Here is a 17,118-nt window from a genome sequence, read left to right on the forward strand (position 1 = left end):
CATGGAAACCCGAGCCCATCATGTATTGATCGGCCTGTTCACCGTGATTGTGGTGGCAGGCGCCCTGCTCTTCGGTCTGTGGCTGGCGAAGTCCAGTGTCGACACCGAATTCAAGGATTACGAAGTCGTCTTCAACGAGGCGGTCAGCGGCTTGTCCAAGGGCAGCGCCGTGCAATACAGCGGGATCAAGGTCGGCGATGTGGTGACCTTGCGCCTGGACCCGAAAGACCCTCGCCGGGTGCTGGCGCGGATTCGCCTGGGTGGCGATACGCCGATCAAGGAAGACACCCGGGCCATATTGGCGCTGACCGGGATCACCGGGACGTCGATCATCCAGCTCAGTGGCGGTACACCTCAGAGTCCGACGCTCAAGGGCAAGGACGGCAATCTGCCGGTGATTATCGCATCGCCCTCGCCCATCGCCCGTTTGCTGAACGACAGCGGCGACCTGATGGCCGGCGTGAACACGCTGATGCATAACGCCAACCTGATGTTTTCCACCGAGAACGTCGAGCGCATCAGCAAGACGCTGGAACATCTGGAACAAACCACCGGCACCATCGCTGACCAGCGCGGCGATATTCGTCAGGCGATGCAGCAACTGGCGTCCGTCGGCAAGCAGGCTGGCGCCATGCTGGAACAGACGTCGGCGTTGATGCGTAACGCCAACGGCCTGCTCAACGATCAGGGCAAGCAGATGTTCGGCAGCGCCGAGCAGGCCATGAAGTCGCTGGAGCAAAGCAGCGCGACCATCAACAAATTGCTCACTACCAACCAGGATTCACTGAACAGCGGCATGCAGGGCCTTAACGGCCTGGCACCGGCGGTACGTGAATTGCGCGACACCCTGACGTCGTTGCGGGCCATTTCCCAACGCCTGGAAGCCAACCCCAGCGGTTACTTGCTGGGCAATGACAAGAACAAGGAGTTCACGCCATGAAGCTTGCGACCCTCGCCCTCCTCGCCGGCTTCACGCTGGTCAGCGCCTGCTCGATCCTGCCCAAGTCCGAGCCGTCCGATGTCTACCGCTTGCCTTCGTCCCAGAGCAGCGCACCGGCAAGTCATGGCACGCCGCAACGCTGGTCGCTTCGCCTGACCAAGCCGCAGGCCAGCGAAGCGTTGAACAGCCCGAAAATCGCCGTGATCCCCCACGGTGATCTGATCAGCAGCTACGCCGCCTCGCGCTGGAGCGATCCGGCGCCGGTGTTGCTGCGCAATCGGCTGCTGGATGGTTTCCAGCGGGACGGCCGAGTGCCGTTGCTGAGCACAGATGACAGCAACTTCCAAGCCGATCTGGAATTGGGCGGGAGTCTGCAGGCGTTCCAGACTGAATACCAAGGCACCGCGGCGAGCGTGGTCGTGCGGCTGGATGCGTTGCTGGTGCGTGGGTATGACCAGCGCATCCTCGCCAGCCGCCGCTTTGAAGTGCGCCAGCCATTGAGCGATGTGAAGGTGCCCGCGGTGGTGGCAGGGTTTGGCCAGGCCAGCGATCAGTTGACGGCGCAGGTGGTGAGTTGGGCGGTTGAGCAAGGCCAGAAAGCCGCCCCGCCTCCTCGCCCTTAAAGCCAACACAAACCCAATGTAGGAGCGAGCCTTTGTGGCGAGGGGACTTGTCCCCGTTGGGTCGCGAAGCGGCCCCGAATTCAGGTCTTGGGACTGCTGCGCAGTCCAACGGGGACAAGTCCCCTCGCCACAAAGGCTCACTCTCACAGGGGATCTTTGGTTAACCGAAGAACCAGTAGCAAACGCCAATCGCGCCGAGAACACCGGCAAATTCCGCCAGCAATGCGCACCCAACCGCATGCCGCGCTCGCTGGATGCCTACTGCACCGAAGTACACCGCCAGCACATAGAACGTCGTTTCCGTACTGCCCTGAATCGTCGCAGCCACCAGCGCCGGGAAACTGTCCACCCCGGAGGTCTTCATGGTTTCGATCAGCATCGCCCGCGCGGCGCTGCCGGAGAACGGCTTGACCATCGCCGTCGGCAGCGCGTCGACGAAGCGCGTGTCCCAACCGGCCCACTCCACCAGATGCCGGATCCCGTCCAGACCAAAATCCAGCGCCCCGGACGCCCGCAGTACGCCGACGGCACACAGCATCGCCACCAGATACGGCAGCAGGTTCTTGGCCACGTCGAAGCCTTCCTTGGCGCCTTCGACGAACGCTTCGTAGACTTTCACTTTGCGTAACGCGCCAATCACCAGAAACAGCATGATCAGCCCGAACAGCGTCAGGTTGCCGAGGATCGATGAAAGCCCGGCCAGAGCGGTCGCCGAGAGCGTCGCCAGCAGCGCCATGAAGCCACCGAGGGCCAGGGCACCGGGAATCAGATACGCGAGCACCACCGGGTCCCACAGACGCAGGCGTTGCATGAACGCCACCGACAGCAGGCCCACCACTGTCGAGCAGCTGGTTGCCAACAGGATCGGCAAGAACACGAGGGTGGGGTCGGGTGCACCTTGCTGAGCGCGATACATGAAGATCGTCACCGGCAGCAGGGTCAGGGATGAGGCGTTGAGCACCAGGAACAGGATCTGCGCGTTGCTGGCGATGGTCTCGCTGGGGTTGAGCTCTTGCAGCGCCTTCATGGCTTTCAGGCCGATTGGCGTGGCGGCGTTGTCCAGGCCCAGGCCGTTGGCGGCGAAGTTCAGCGTGATCAGGCCGATGGCCGGGTGGCCGGGTGGGACTTCCGGCATCAGGCGCAGGAACAAGGGGCCCAGCGCCTTGGCCAGCCAATCGACGATCCCGGCCTTCTCGGCGATTCGCAGAAAGCCCAGCCACAGGGTAAGGGTGCCGAACAGCAGGACCATGACCTCGACGGATAACTTGGCCATGGCGAAAATGCTTTCCACCATCGCCGCGAAGATCCCGGCGTTACCGCCGATCAGCCATTGCGCCAGTGCCGAAACGGCAGCCACGATGAAAAAGCCGAGCCACAGGCCATTGAGCATCAGTTAAATCCCCCGAAGAATGCCGCGAATGATAGCGGGGTAGCCAGAAACGACAAACCCCGGATTTCTCCGGGGTTTGTTTGTGTGGCTTGCTCGGGTCACTGTGGGAGCCAGCCTGCTGGCGATGAGGCCGGCACATTCAACATCTCTGTTGTTTGATACACCGCTATCGCCAGCAGGCTGGCTCCCACATAAAAGCCAGACTCCACAGGGTTCAGCTATCAGTTGCTGGAAACTTCGCCCGCCGGCAGCTTTTCCTTGCTGCGCCAGTGCGGCAGCGAGTTCCAGTAACGCTGGCCCTTGGCGTCGTCGTACATGCCTTCCCAGCGGGAGATGACCAGTACGGCCAAGGCATTGCCGATCACGTTCAGCGCGGTACGGGCCATGTCCATGATGCGGTCGACACCGGCGATGAACGCCAGGCCTTCCAGCGGAATACCCACGCTACCCAAGGTAGCCAGCAGCACCACGAAGGACACGCCCGGTACGCCGGCGATGCCTTTGGACGTCACCATCAGGGTCAGCACCAGCAGCAATTGCTGGCTGATCGACAGGTCGATGCCGTACAGCTGGGCAATAAAGATCGCCGCGATGCTTTGGTACAGGGTCGAACCGTCGAGGTTGAACGAGTAACCGGTCGGCACCACAAAGCTGCAAATGGCTTTCGGCGCGCCGTAGGCTTCCATCTTCTCGATCACGCGCGGCAGCACGGTTTCGGAGCTGGCGGTGGAGTAAGCCAGTACCAGCTCATCCTTGAAGATGCGCATCAGCTTGATCACCGAGAAGCCGAACATCTTGGCAATCAGGCCGAGGATGACAAAGGCGAAGAAGGCGATGGCGACGTAAACCAGGATCACCAGTTTGGCCAGCGGTATCAGAGAAGCGAAACCGAAGTTGGCCACGGTCACTGCGATCAGAGCGAACACGCCGATCGGGGCATAGTTCATGATCATGTGGGTGACTTTGAACATGCTTTCCGAGACGCCCTGGAACATCTTCACCAGCGGCTCGCGCAGGTCCGATTGCAGGCTCGACAGACCGAGACCGAACAGCACGGAGAAGAAGATGATCGGCAGCATTTCGCCGCGGGCCATGGCCGCGAAGATGTTCGACGGGATCAGGTTGAGGATGGTTTCGATGAACGCGTGTTCATGCTGAACCTCGGCCGCCGTCGCCTGGTACTTGGAAATATCCACGGTACCCAGGGTGCTCATGTCGATGCCGGTGCCCGGATGGAACACGTTGGCCAGCACCAGACCGACCACGATGGCGATGGTGGTGACAATTTCGAAGTAAATGATGGTCTTGAGGCCGATACGCCCGAGTTTCTTCGCGTCGCCTACACCAGCGATGCCGACGATCAACGAGGAGATGACGATCGGGATCACGATCATCTTGATCAGACGGATAAAGATATCGCCTGCCGGTTGCAGGACGTTGCTGATCCACCAGGCTTTTTCGGCACTGAAATGGTTGAGCAGCGCACCGATTGCTATCCCCAGTACCAGACCGATGAGGATCTGCCAGGCGAGGCTGAGCTTTGCCTTCTTCATATCTTTACCCTTACTTGCGTTTGACTCAGGCGAATGCAAGAACTGGAACGCTCGTCGCGAAAAAGTCTGTGCATCTGCCCCCGTATAAGGTGCCCCGGAGCGCTTTGTTACGGCTCTCTGGCAGGCGAAAAAAGGCGCAACTATTCCGATGCAAGGAAGCGACGTCTAATGCCGTAAACGCCTACCCTATGCCGAATCGGCATGAGCTTTTTTAATTGAAACCCGCGTCCCAACCGGTTCGAATACGACATTTCGGCAGGCATAAGTGCCGTGAACCGGCCATTTCAGAGGAGGTTGGTTGTTTTTTAAACAGTTGAATTCATGACGAAATTTCGGAAAAAGCCTACGTTTGGCAGCGAAATCTCATGCGCCCAAAGTCGAAGGTTTCTCGATATACGGTCGTGAAGAAACACCGCGAAACGGTTTTACGGGGAATATGCAGCAGGAGGGAATGAGCGCAGTGCTCTAGATCAACGCTTTGCACGTTGAAGCTGTTCGCAAGTCCGTCGAGCCACTCGGGGCTGGCGAACTTGCGTCGCAGCTTTAATTACCTGACCCGGCCCTTGCGCAGACACTCCATGTGCCCGTAGGTCACTCCGCCCCAGAAACAGGCAGAACGTCCCGACCCCTTGGTCATGCGCCTACCTTCCTCGGGTAGCGCACTGGAAAGAAGCAATGCTGCTCCTTTCGTGTTTCAAACTCAGTACCACTTCGGATCTTTCTTGAGCTGTTCCATCAACAGATCCTGCATACCCTGGTCAGGTTTGCCGAGGAAGCGGTAGTCGGCATGTCGCGTTGGCGACTTGTCGGCCGGCAATCCTGCGGGCACTTCGACCAGCATGGCGTACGCGTCCTTTTTGTCGAAGCTGAAGGCCACTATCAAGCGTTTGTTCAGGCACGTCGTTTGCGTTTCGCAAAGCGGCCCGACCAAGTACTTATCGCCATCTTCTTCAACGGCATTCATTTGCTCGGTAGCGCCAGACAGGTTCATCACCCATTCCGGCAGTCGTTCTTCCTTTTTAACGACTTTAGTCCAGGTTTCACGGTACTGCGGGTCCGAATTCAACAATTCACTGGTCCGCGTCTGGCCATCATTGGCCGCCATCGCCATGGCACTACCGCCCAGAAGGAGGGCGGCTGCCAGTGTCTTTACCCAAACGCTCATATTCAGCCTCGACCGCGACGGCCAAAGAAGAACGAAGCAATGAACATCACCAGGAACACGACAAAGAGAATCTTGGCGATACCCGTGGCGGTGCCCGCGATACCACCGAAGCCCAATACGGCGGCGATGATGGCAATGATCAAGAATGTGATTGCCCAGCTCAACATGGTGATTCTCCTTACGCTTCTATATTAGAGGTGCAGCTTGTGGTGCTTTTCCCGGCGCAGCGAGCGCGCCAAGTTCGGTTGCTCAGAACACCCAACGTTCCTGACGCGGCATCTCATCCGCAGGCTGAGCCTGGTCGACGTCCATCATTCGCATCGGAGCAAGGTCAGCCTGATTACTGCTGACGGCGCTGAAATGGGTCTGGGTTGCACGATGAATCGACACGTGCGGCGCTTCTGGCTGCTGGCTCTGTTCCCAAAGCAGGAACTGCTGGCCAGCTATCAGCGTGATCAACATCGCCAGGATGCCAAACAGGCCTTGCTGGATATGCAACGGCGAGATGCGCAATGGGGCGACACGTTGGCGATTCATTCTGAAACTCCTCCCACTCTGGTGGTGATCTTGTCAGTGGGCGTCGATTCAAAATGGCCCTGATTACCTAGGCTATTGCAGCCTGCATGCCAGCTTTTTCGTAGAAAAAAACCTTTTAAAATCAATGGCTTGGTTTGTAAGTAAAAATCATGACGGACGCATCCTGCACGATGAGGCACGCAGGGTCGTGCGTATTGCACGATCAGTTCCCGGGAACTTTGATTATTTTTGAATTGAGAGGAGGGCGCAGATGTCAGAAAAGGACGTGGGTAATCGCCTCAAAAGCGGTTTTTTGCTAAAAAACCAGCAAAATCAGTCCATTAGCTAATGGATGTGTAGAGAGCTACCCTGCGATGGCTGGAATGGATCAGAATCAACCATGCAACTTGCCCGATTTTTCCGGGACTAAATCAAGATCATTATTTTTAAAGGAGCGCGGGAACATGGAATCTGCCACTGAGCATCAAGGCCGCATTCTGCTGGTGGATGATGAATCCGCCATTCTGCGAACCTTCCGTTATTGCCTCGAAGATGAAGGCTATAGCGTGGCCACCGCCAACAGCGCGGCACAGGCCGATGCTTTGCTGCAACGTCAGGTGTTCGATCTGTGTTTCCTTGATCTGCGCCTGGGTGAGGACAATGGCCTGGATGTGCTGGCCCAGATGCGCATTCAGGCCCCCTGGATGCGGGTGGTGATCGTCACCGCTCACTCGGCCGTGGACACCGCCGTGGATGCGATCCAGGCCGGTGCCGCCGACTACCTCGTCAAGCCTTGCAGCCCCGACCAGTTGCGTCTCGCCACTGCCAAGCAGCTGGAAGTGCGCCAACTTTCCGCTCGGCTGGAAGCCCTTGAAGGTGAAGTGCGCAAACCCAAGGACGGACTGGATTCCCACAGCCCGGCCATGAAAGTGGTACTTGAAACCGCACGCCAGGTCGCCACTACCGACGCCAACATTCTGATTCTCGGCGAGTCCGGTACCGGTAAAGGCGAACTGTCCCAAGCCATTCACGGCTGGAGCAAGCGTCAGAAGAAATCCTGCGTCACCATCAACTGCCCGTCGCTGACGGCGGAATTAATGGAAAGTGAACTTTTCGGCCACAGCCGTGGCGCGTTCACCGGCGCCAGCGAAAGCACCTTGGGGCGCGTCAATCAGGCCGACGGCGGTACGTTGTTTCTCGACGAGATCGGCGATTTTCCCTTGACGTTGCAACCCAAGTTACTGCGTTTCATCCAGGACAAGGAATACGAGCGGGTGGGTGACCCGGTGACCCGCCGCGCCGACGTGCGAATCCTCGCGGCGACCAACCTGAACCTCGAAGACATGGTGCGCGACGGCCGTTTCCGTGAGGACCTGCTCTATCGCCTGAACGTCATCACGTTGCACTTGCCGCCACTGCGCGAGCGCCGGGAAGATATTCTGAACCTGGCCGATCGTTTCCTGGCTCGCTTCGTCAAGGAGTATGCGCGTCCGGCACGGGGATTTAGCGATGAGGCCCGGGAAGCGTTGTTGGGTTACCGCTGGCCCGGCAACATCCGCGAACTGCGTAACGTGGTGGAGCGGGCGAGCATTATCTGCCCACAGGAACGGGTCGAGATCAGCCACCTGGGCATGGCCGAGACCCCGACCAACAACGCGCCGCGTATTGGTGCGGCGTTGAGCCTGGATGAATTGGAGAAAGCCCACATCGGCGCCGTCCTCGCCACCGCTGATACGCTGGATCAGGCGGCCAAGACCCTCGGCATCGATGCCTCGACCCTGTACCGTAAACGCAAGCAGTACAACCTGTGAGCCGACAATGAAACTGGCGATGAAGCTGCGTACTCGGCTGTTTCTGAGTATTTCGGCGCTGATCACCGTAGCGCTGCTCGGGCTCTTGCTCGGGCTCGTCAGCGTGATGCAGATGGCCGGCACTCAGGAAGTGTTGGTTCGCAACAACTTTGTCTCGCTGGACCTGGGGCTGAAATTGCGTCAGACCCTGGGCGATCAGCTCATGATCATGATCGACGAAAAGCCCGATCCTGCTGCGTTCCAGGCCTCCAGGCAACACTACCTCGAATTGCTTGAAGAAGGCATCACACTTCAACACTCCAGCAACGGCGGTTATGGCTTCACACAGGCCAAGGCTGATTACCTCGACTTTCTTCAGGTCTACGATCAGACCCAAGCGGCTACGCCTGCATTGAGCGGCAACGCTGCGCTGGTGGAAAAATTCAATATCTTGCGCAGCGGTCTGGTCTCCGAGCAAAAGCGTGCACTGGATAACATCAACAACACCGAGCGCCAGGCCCGGGAACGCGCTTTGCTGATTGCCGGCCTGCTCGGGTTGGTGGGGTTGGCGGTGTTGATCATCGGTTTCATGACCGCCCATGCGATCGCCCGCCGGTTTGGCGCTCCGATTGAAGCGTTGGTCCAGGCCGCTGACGACATCGGCCAAGGTAATTTTGAAGTGACCCTGCCGGTTTCCTCGGCCGAGGAAATGAACCAACTGACCAAGCGCTTCGGCATCATGGCCGAGGCGCTGCGTGAGCATCAGGCGATGAACATCGACGAGCTGCTCGCCGGCCAGCAACGTTTGCAGGCTGTACTCGACAGCATCGATGACGGGTTGCTGATGATCGACCGCGAAGGCTATCTGGAGCACCTCAATCCCGTAGCCCAGCGTCAGTTGGGGTGGGACACCGATCGACTCGGCCAGGGGCTGGGCTCAGCGCTTGAGCGTCCCGAACTGGATGAGCAGCTGCAACTGGTGCTGCGTGGCGGGACGCTGGAGCGGGCACCGGAAGACCTGAGCATTGAGGTAGACGGTGAATCGAGGTTGCTGACTTACAGCCTGACGCCGGTCAGCCATACGCAGGGCCACATTCTCGGCGCCGTGATGGTGCTGCATGACGTCACCGAACAGCGTGCATTCGAACGGGTGCGCAGCGAGTTCGTCTTGCGCGCCTCCCATGAGCTGCGCACCCCGGTGACGGGAATGCACATGGCCTTCGGCCTGTTCCGTGAGCGGGCGAAATTTCCTGCGGACTCCCGCGAAGCCGATTTGCTGGACACCGTGAATGAAGAAATGCAGCGCTTGATGCAACTGATCAACGACCTGCTGAATTTCTCTCGCTACCAGAACGGTTTGCAGAAGCTCACGCTGGCGCCGTGTTCCATTGAAGCGTTGCTGGAGCAGGCTCAGGAACGCTTTGCCGGAACTGCGGCGCTGAAGGGCATCGAGTTGGCGGTGGAAGTGCAAGGGCCTTTACCCAGGTTGCAGGCCGACCAGGCGCAATTGGATCGGGTGCTCGATAATCTGATCGACAACGCTTTGCGCCATACCGCCCAGGATGGACTGATACGTTTGCAGGCGCGGCGCCATGGGGAGCGGGTGATTATCAGCGTGGAAGACAACGGTGAAGGCATTGCCTACGGTCAGCAGGGGCGGATCTTCGAGCCTTTCGTCCAGGTCGGCCGCAAGAAGGGCGGTGCCGGGCTTGGTTTGGCGTTGTGCAAGGAAATCGTGCAGTTGCATGGCGGGCGGATGGGTGTTTATTCGCGGCCGGGGCAGGGTACGCAGTTCTACATGGCGCTGGCGGTTTAAACCGCTGCAGTCTTTTCAGGCTTCATCATCCAGGCGTCGATTGTTCCGCCGGCGACCACGGGTAATCAGTTCGATGAATTGCACGGCGCTCAGGGCATGGGCGAACAGCCAGCCCTGACCGTACTTCACCCCTTCGCTGCTCAGAAAGGCCGCTTGCGCTTCATGTTCGATGCCCTCGGCAATCACCCTGAGTTGCAGGGCCTGGGCCATGTGAATGATGTGCGGTGCCACGCCGCTGCTGGCGGCATCATGGCCCAGGGCATCTATGAACGCCTTGTCGATTTTCAGGCAGTCCACCGGCAGGGTTTGCAGGTAGGCGAGGCTGCAATAGCCCGTGCCGAAATCATCGATCAGCACCTGATGTCCGACATCGCGCAAGGCTTGCAGGTTTTCCCTGGCCACCACCACATCGATCAAGCCTCGCTCAGTCACCTCAAAGGCAATCTGCTTCGCCGCGACCCGGTGCAAGGTCAGCAGGCGCGCCATCACCTGGCCGATACGCGGCACCATGACATCGCAAGCTGCAAGGTTGACGGAGATGTACAACTGCGGATTGGCGCGTAGCAGTTGCCCAAGTTGTTCGAGGAGTCGCTGCAATACGAAGTCGGTCATCTGGCGGATCTGGCCGGTGTTTTCGGCCATCGGGATAAACAGGTCGGGGCTGGTCAGGGTGCCGTCCGGTCTTCGCCAACGCAGCAAGGCTTCGGCCCCGACACAGTTGCGGCTGTCGAGATCGAAGATCGGCTGATACAACACCTGCAATTCGCCGCGTCGAATGGCGCCGTTCAGTTCCGCGTCCAGTGACTGACGCTGGCGCACCAGCAGAAACACCATGAAACCGACCAGGATACCCAGCGCTAGACTGGCCGGCAGCAGCCACCACCACACGGCTGGCACATGCATGTTCGTGCGTGGGGTGATCAGCACTAATTGGTATTCGGGGTTGTTGGTGGGCATGCGGTAAATCAAGCGGGTTTGTGTCACTTGCAGCGCATCGCGGTTTGTCAGGGGCCAGGATTCGGCGGGGGGCCAGACCTGTGCGGCACCGAGGACAGGAATCGCACGGGTGCCATGGGAGAGCACCACCAGCAGGCTACTTCCCGGGGACAGATCGACCATGTCGGTCAAATGGCCACGAGAGGTGGCGACCCGAAAGTTGCCGCGTCCAAGCATCAACGCCGCGCGGTTTTCATCGGGTTCAGTGGTGGTGTTCAGCCAGTAGCTGTAGGTGGGCCCCTTGATGTCCGGCGGTCGACTCAGCGACAGCCCCACTTGGCGAGGGCGATTCGAGCAGATCCGCGAGGCATCCATGTAGGCGGCTTCGTAAACGAAGCGATAGTTGAAGCTGACCTGCTGCAAGGTTGCGATCATTTCATCATCGCAGCCACGCAGGGGTTGGGCTTCCAGATCGTCGAGGCTTTCACGTAGCTGCCCGAACAGCTGCTCCAGCCGGGCGAGGAAACGCTCGCCCTGGGCATTCATTTCCTGGCTTTCCCGCTGCTCTACCTGATGCATCGCTAAAAACAGGCTGGCGGCCATCAATAACGTTGCGCTCAACGCAGCAGCCAGCATCGCCAAAAACCAGGGGCGATAGAACCAGCTACGAAGCGTCTCTCGAGCTACAGTCATTGTGGATATCCGAAGAATTACCAATGAGTTATAGCTGCTGATTGAGAAAAAGCCCTTACCGTCGGGCGGGCGTCATTATTTTGTCTGATTCAATACTTGCAGGATCGCCGCCGTCTGAGCGTCGGGAGTGCCATCAAATCGGGCGGGGCGGAAATGCATTTGAAAGGCCGCCAGTACATGGCGCGTGGCGACATCAAGCTCACCCGTTTGTGGCGTGGCATAACCCAGTCGGGCCAGCTGTCCCTGATACCAACTGATGCTCGGCAGTTCTGCTGCGAACTGGGCTTGTTGGCGTGCGACGGCCTGCTCGTTTGGCCAGACGCCTATGCCTTCGGCGGCCAGGCGCTTCCAGGGAAACAGCGGGCCGGGATCGAGCTTGCGCAGCGGCGCGATGTCGCTATGGCCGATGATGGAACGCGGGTGGATGTTGTAACGCTTGCTGATGTCCTTGAGCAGGAAGATCAACGACTGAACCTGGTCTTCACTGTACGGGTACCAGAGGCGGCCCGTCGGTGTGTCTTTGAAGCCGGGATTGACGATCTCGATGCCGATAGAGCTGGAGTTCAGCCAGGTCCGGCCTTGCCATTCGCTTTCGCCTGCGTGCCACGACCGAAGGTTTTCATCCATCAGCTTAAAGATGGTGGCGCCTTTGTCGTCGCCGATCAGGTAGTGACTGCTGACTTCGCCGTGGGTGAGCAGTTGCAGCGAGCGCTCGAGCGAAGCAGAGGTGTAATGCACCACCACGAACTGAATACGGCTGTCGTGATTGACGGAAGGGTGGCTGGTGTCGATCCGCGGGCCGCTGGCACAACCGGCCAACAGGAGCAGCGACACAATGAGAGCAAGACATTTCATGGCAGGAGGCAATACACGCAAGTCAGTAATGCAACAGTGTAACGTACTGAGTTGCGCGCAGAGGGCAAAAGCGCTGTTTTAAATAAAATGGAACAATTGGCTGTCAACCAGCTTCGGCTCGGTTGCGGCCGGCATTTTTTGCCCGGTATAGCGCCTGATCGGCTCTTTTAAGCACCAGGTCGCTGTGTTCGCCGGATTTGAAGGCGCTAAAACCCATGGAAATGGTGATGGTCACCCGCTCGCCCTTGAAGTGGAAGGGGCAGGCTTCAATCGATGCGCGCAAGGTTTCCAGCAGTTTTGCGCCATTTGCCGGTGACGTGTCGGGCATCAGCAAGACAAATTCTTCGCCCCCGAACCGCGCAATGAAATCCGTCCCGCGCAGGCGTTTTCGCAACACGCTGGCAATAATCTTCAGCACCTTGTCACCCGCCAGGTGGCCGTAGTTATCGTTGATGCGTTTGAAATGGTCGAGGTCGAGCATTGCCAGCAACAAGGAGTTGCCGTGTTGCTGCCAGTGGCGGACTTCGTGCTCCAGCCGTTCACTCCAGGCTGCTCGATTCGGCAGACCGGTCAATGGATCGATCAGGGCTTTCTGCCGTTGTTCTTCAAGGTGTTCACGGTAGCCCAGCGCTTCCTGTTCCATGTGAGCCACACGCTCGGCCAGGCTTTGCAGGCGAGCCGCGACTTCCTGCTCACGTTCGTCGCGCTGCTTCTGGTGTTGATCCATGGTGCCGAGCAGGCCTTCGAGATGGTTCTCCAGGACGTGCTTGAGGTCGTCCAGGTCCGCAGCTTCCTGCATGCTGCTCTGCAGGCCATCGACTTGCTCGCGAATCTGCGTATCCATGTCGCGCGCCGCAGAGCGGTTGTCGGCATGGCCGTCACTGGCCGCTTGCAAGTTGCTCTGGAACGATTCGAGACGTTCGTTGAGTTGCTGGAGGTAAGCTTCGAACTCGTGCTGACCGCTGTCGGTGATCGCCAGCATCAACGTCGCCAGATCGTCGAGGATCGGAATCAATTCGTACCAGTTCAAGCCGTTTTGCAGGCGATCACGCATCGCTTCGGCTTGCGGTCGATGGCGTTCGGGCAGCGTCAGGTCGTCGAGCAGGCCCAGGAGTGTGTCTTCGATGTGCTTGGCGACGGAGCTATAGGAAGGCTCGGGTGAATCGGGCAGGCCGTAGAGAACGTCCTCTGGTTCGAGGTGCTCCGCTTCAACGGCCACCGGGATCAGTTCATCCGGATTGATTGCCTGTTGCACCGGCTCGGCTGGCGTAATGTCCGCAAGTGCTGGTTCTGCCAGTTGTACGATGTCTGGCTGTGTCTGAGGCTCAACTGTTTGCGCAGATGGAGTCACTGGCTGAAGCACAGGCGGGACAAACGCCACCACTACAGGAGCGGATTCCGTGGCGTGTATTTCCAGTGATTCGGGGGTTGTAGTGACGGGTTCTACGTCGATTGCCTTTGACTGTACGACTGGCGGGAGCTCGACCTTAGGTGCGAGATCAACCGCTACAGGCGGGGCCTCGGCCATCGGTTCGACAGTTTGCTGGGGCGCTGCTTGTACCGCAGGGGCGGCGATCTGCGGCGCGGCCTCATCTGCTTCCCGGTTACCGAACAGTCGCTGCAGAAAACCGGGGCGATCAGGTTCTGCCGGGGTATCCAGTTGACGCAAGGCTTCGCCTTGCAGGCCGCTCAGCTCGCTGAGCAGCAACGGAATTTCGCGGGCCTGACTGACTCGGCTGTCCAGTTGTTTGGCGAAGTTCTTCAACGGACGACTGACTTCGCGAGGCAGGGGCAGTGTTTGCAATTGAGTCACCAGCGCATTTAGTGCGGCGCTGGTTTGATTGACCCGGGTTTCCCGGCGCTGCTCCGAATCGAGTACGGCTTTTTCCAGTCGCGGAAGCAGGGCAGCCAGACCGGCGTCCATGTCATCGGTGCGCACGACTTCGCGCATTTCCTTCATGCACAGGTCAACGGCGCGATCGGTGCCTTCTGCGGCCAGGGTGCTGCGCACCAGCCCACGGCGCAGCAAGTCGAGCCGGGCATCCCATCGGCGTTCGAGCTTTTCCTGTTGTTCGATGCTTTTGAGGTATTTCTCTTTCCAGCGCTGTGTTTCGTCGCTCATTCAAGGGATCCGCGAAGGGGCAGGACTCAACGCGGGGAATGCATCGGCCGTGAGCGAACCCGGCAGACGAATCTCTACCGCGACGGGCAGGTGATCTGAAATCGGTTGTGCCAGCACCTCGACCTTTTCAAGGGTCAGCGTGGGGCTGAGCAGAATATGGTCCAGGCAGCGCTGCGGGCGCCAGCTGGGGAAGGTCGCTTCCAGTTGCGGCGCGAGCAGGCCGAGGTCACGCAACGGGGAGTTTTGCAGCAAATCACTGGCATGGGTATTCATGTCGCCCATCAGCACCTGGTGTTTGTAACCGCCGATCAGCTCGCGGATGTAAGCCAGTTGCATGCTGCGGGCCCGAGCGCCCAGCGCCAGATGCATCATCACGACTACCAGCGCCTCCGGTCCTTCGCCGAAGCGCACCAGAATCGCCCCACGACCCTTGGGCCCTGGCAGCGGATGGTCTTCAATCGCCCACGGGCGCAGGCGGCTGAGCACGCCATTGCTGTGCTGGCCGAGGCGACCGAGGTTGCGATTGAGTTGTTGATACCAGTAGGGGAAGGCGCCGAGTTGCGCCAGGTGTTCCACCTGATTGACGTAGCCTGATCGCAGGCTGCCGCCATCGGCTTCCTGCAAGGCGACCAGATCGAAGTCGCCCAGCAGATTGCCGATCTTTTGCAGATTGTCGGCGCGCCCGGTGTGCGGCAGCACATGCTGCCAGCCTCGGGTCAGGTAGTGCCGATAGCGCTCGGTACTGATGCCGACCTGGATGTTGAAGCTGAGCAGACGCAGACGGCTGTCTGCGGGCAAGCCCGTCGATTCCAGATGATGCTCGTTGACCCGCGGATCATGCAGGCCAACGACGCGTTCAGTACCCCAGCGGCGCATGGCAGTCGCCGCGCTTAGTTGGCGGCAGCCTTGTTAGCCGCTCGCTCTTTGTCGACCAGCTTATCGGCCAGTTGCAGTGCTTGTTCGGCACCGCCGGCGGAACCCACGTCAAAGCGATACTTGCCGTTGACGATCATGGTTGGAACGCCGGTGATTTCATACTTCTTGGCCAGCTCGCGAGCCTTGTTGATCTGGCCTTTGATGGCGAAGGAATCGAAGGTCGCCAGGAACTTGTCCTTGTCTACGCCTTGAGTCGCCAGGAAGTCAGCCATTTCATTCTTGTCGACCAGCTTCTTGTGTTCTTTCTGGATTGCGTTGAACACTGCAGCGTGAACCTTGTTCTCGACGCCCATGGCTTCAAGGGTCAGGAACATCTGGCCGTGTGCATCCCATGGGCCGCCGAACATGGCAGGGATGCGGACGAAGTTCACGTCGGAAGGCAGCTTCTCGACCCAAGGGTTGATCACCGGCTCAAACGCGTAGCAATGCGGGCAGCCGTACCAGAACAGCTCCACGACTTCGATCTTGCCAGGCACGGCGACCGGAACCGGATTGCTCAGTTCGACATAAGGGGCGGCGGGTGCTTCGGCGGCTTGGGCAGTCATGCCGAACAGGCTGGCAGCGACGAGTGCGGCGCTGATGATCAGATTACGCATGCTTTACTCCTGGACAATTTTGGTCGCCTCGCGCGACCTGTTTTCAGACAGGTCCTGGCGGGCTTGAGTTCTGTAGTGTAACGGCAGCGGCCACAAAAAAGGGCGGCCTGAGCCACCCTTTTTATACTTGCTGCGACGGATTAATAGAGCGTTAACGTTGCAGGAGATGTACGTCCCGCGCGACGCCCCATTTGCCGGTCTTAGTGCAGGCCTTGAATGTAGCTGGAGACCGCGGCGATATCTTCGTCGCTCAGCTTTTTGGCAATGCTCTGCATCGGTTTGGTGTCGCCGTCGTTGGCACGACCGCCTTCTTCCTTGCGGAAGTCGGTCAGTTGCTTGGCAACATACTGAGCATGCTGACCACCCAGGTGCGGGAAGCCGGCAGCCGCATTGCCCTTGCCGTCCGGAGAGTGGCAACCGGTGCAGGCTGGCAGGCCCTTGGCCAGGTCGCCGCCACGGAACAATGCTTCACCGCGAGCCACGACTTTCGGGTCGGCGGCGCCAACGCTGCCTTTCTGGCTGGCGAAGTAGGCAGAGATATCAGCCAGGTCCTGATCGCTCAGGTTGGTCAGCAGGCCGGTCATTTCCAGAACTGTGCGTTTGCCGGACTTGATGTCGTGCAGCTGCTTGTTCAGATAACGCTCGCCCTGGCCTGCCAGTTTCGGAAAGTTAGGCGCCATGCTGTTGCCATCCGGGCCATGACAGGCGCCACATACTGCGGCTTTCGCCTGACCAGCTGTTGCATCACCTGCAGCATGGGCTACGCCGGAGATCCCCACGGTCAACAGCAGACTCACGATCAATTTGTTCATCAGCTAATCCAACTACGGCTAAGGGTTAAAGAGTTATGGACCGGGATTACTCGCTCATCCACTGGATGATGGCCTGGTAATCCTCGGCACTGCAGTCCATGCACAAACCACGCGGCGGCATCGCCTTGAAACCCTGGGTCACGTGTTGCACCAGCGTCTCCATACCTTTCGCCAACCTCGGCGTCCAAGCTTCCTGATCGCCCTTTCTGGGCGCCATGGGTAGTTGGCCGGAATGACAGGCACCACAAACACGGTTGTACACAGCTTCCGGATCCTGTGTAGCCTGAGCGCTGTAAAGCGGCATCAAGACACCGGCAGCTAGCAGCCATTTCGTCATAAAACGACCTTTTCAGGGTTGAGAGCGTTCTGCGTTCT

16 protein-coding genes are annotated in these 17,118 nt (G+C 59.1%); 4 read left to right on the forward strand and 12 right to left on the reverse strand.

Features of this window, described 5'->3' with window-relative positions; translation table 11 throughout:
* Position 1: 1 nt before the first annotated feature.
* Positions 2 to 940, forward strand: coding sequence for an MlaD family protein (locus ACA060_RS00190; protein WP_497314735.1), 939 nt, complete (start codon positions 2 to 4; stop codon positions 938 to 940).
* Positions 937 to 1,563, forward strand: a complete 627-nt coding sequence (locus tag ACA060_RS00195; RefSeq protein WP_497314737.1) for an ABC-type transport auxiliary lipoprotein family protein — start codon at positions 937 to 939, stop codon at positions 1,561 to 1,563. The genes ACA060_RS00190 and ACA060_RS00195 overlap by 4 nt, the downstream gene beginning before the upstream one ends.
* A gap of 160 nt (positions 1,564 to 1,723) precedes the next feature.
* Here ACA060_RS00195 and ACA060_RS00200 read toward each other — a convergent pair whose 3' ends face one another.
* From ACA060_RS00200 to ACA060_RS00220, 5 genes are all read right to left on the reverse strand, one after another.
* Positions 1,724 to 2,953, reverse strand: a complete 1,230-nt coding sequence (locus ACA060_RS00200) for a nucleoside recognition domain-containing protein (RefSeq protein ID WP_497314739.1) — start codon at positions 2,951 to 2,953, stop codon at positions 1,724 to 1,726.
* Positions 2,954 to 3,174: 221 nt separating this feature from the next.
* Complete coding sequence (gene gltP / locus ACA060_RS00205; protein WP_109627055.1) at positions 3,175 to 4,506, reverse strand: glutamate/aspartate:proton symporter GltP; 1,332 nt, start codon at positions 4,504 to 4,506, stop codon at positions 3,175 to 3,177.
* A gap of 700 nt (positions 4,507 to 5,206) precedes the next feature.
* Entirely contained in the window at positions 5,207 to 5,671 is a 465-nt protein-coding gene (locus ACA060_RS00210) for an inhibitor of vertebrate lysozyme family protein (RefSeq protein WP_497314741.1), read from the reverse strand.
* A gap of 2 nt (positions 5,672 to 5,673) precedes the next feature.
* Positions 5,674 to 5,838: a DUF1328 domain-containing protein gene (locus ACA060_RS00215; protein WP_003177151.1), complete on the reverse strand. Its 165-nt coding sequence runs from the start codon at positions 5,836 to 5,838 to the stop codon at positions 5,674 to 5,676.
* A gap of 82 nt (positions 5,839 to 5,920) precedes the next feature.
* A complete protein-coding gene (locus tag ACA060_RS00220; RefSeq protein WP_109627059.1) occupies positions 5,921 to 6,208 on the reverse strand; it encodes a hypothetical protein in 288 nt (95 codons plus the stop codon).
* Between the two features lie 443 nt (positions 6,209 to 6,651).
* On the opposite strand from ACA060_RS00220, the gene algB reads away from it, so the two are divergent.
* On the forward strand, positions 6,652 to 7,998 hold the full coding sequence (gene algB, locus ACA060_RS00225; RefSeq protein ID WP_109627060.1) for a sigma-54-dependent response regulator transcription factor AlgB: 1,347 nt from the start codon (positions 6,652 to 6,654) through the stop codon (positions 7,996 to 7,998).
* 7 nt (positions 7,999 to 8,005) lie between these two features.
* Positions 8,006 to 9,793, forward strand: coding sequence for an ATP-binding protein (locus tag ACA060_RS00230; protein WP_497314743.1), 1,788 nt, complete (start codon positions 8,006 to 8,008; stop codon positions 9,791 to 9,793).
* Positions 9,794 to 9,808: 15 nt separating this feature from the next.
* On the opposite strand, the gene ACA060_RS00235 is transcribed toward ACA060_RS00230, so the two are convergent.
* The 7 genes from ACA060_RS00235 to ACA060_RS00265 form a co-directional block, all read right to left on the reverse strand.
* A complete protein-coding gene (locus ACA060_RS00235) occupies positions 9,809 to 11,422 on the reverse strand; it encodes an EAL domain-containing protein (RefSeq protein ID WP_109627064.1) in 1,614 nt (537 codons plus the stop codon).
* A gap of 75 nt (positions 11,423 to 11,497) precedes the next feature.
* Positions 11,498 to 12,277 carry an N-acetylmuramoyl-L-alanine amidase gene (locus ACA060_RS00240; protein ID WP_497314745.1) on the reverse strand — a complete coding sequence of 260 codons (780 nt, stop codon included), beginning with the start codon at positions 12,275 to 12,277 and terminating at the stop codon, positions 11,498 to 11,500.
* 103 nt (positions 12,278 to 12,380) lie between these two features.
* Positions 12,381 to 14,399, reverse strand: a complete 2,019-nt coding sequence (locus ACA060_RS00245) for a GGDEF domain-containing protein (RefSeq protein WP_497314747.1) — start codon at positions 14,397 to 14,399, stop codon at positions 12,381 to 12,383.
* Entirely contained in the window at positions 14,400 to 15,275 is an 876-nt protein-coding gene (locus tag ACA060_RS00250) for an endonuclease/exonuclease/phosphatase family protein (RefSeq protein WP_109627069.1), read from the reverse strand.
* A 14-nt stretch (positions 15,276 to 15,289) separates the two neighbouring features.
* Entirely contained in the window at positions 15,290 to 15,931 is a 642-nt protein-coding gene (gene dsbA / locus ACA060_RS00255) for a thiol:disulfide interchange protein DsbA (RefSeq protein WP_497314749.1), read from the reverse strand.
* A 200-nt stretch (positions 15,932 to 16,131) separates the two neighbouring features.
* Positions 16,132 to 16,743 (reverse strand): c-type cytochrome, encoded by a 612-nt coding sequence (locus ACA060_RS00260; protein ID WP_497314751.1) that lies wholly within the window; start codon positions 16,741 to 16,743, stop codon positions 16,132 to 16,134.
* A gap of 46 nt (positions 16,744 to 16,789) precedes the next feature.
* Entirely contained in the window at positions 16,790 to 17,080 is a 291-nt protein-coding gene (locus ACA060_RS00265; protein ID WP_017341757.1) for a c-type cytochrome, read from the reverse strand.
* Positions 17,081 to 17,118 lie beyond the last annotated feature (38 nt).

Source organism: Pseudomonas sp. LBUM1671, assembly GCF_059695685.1.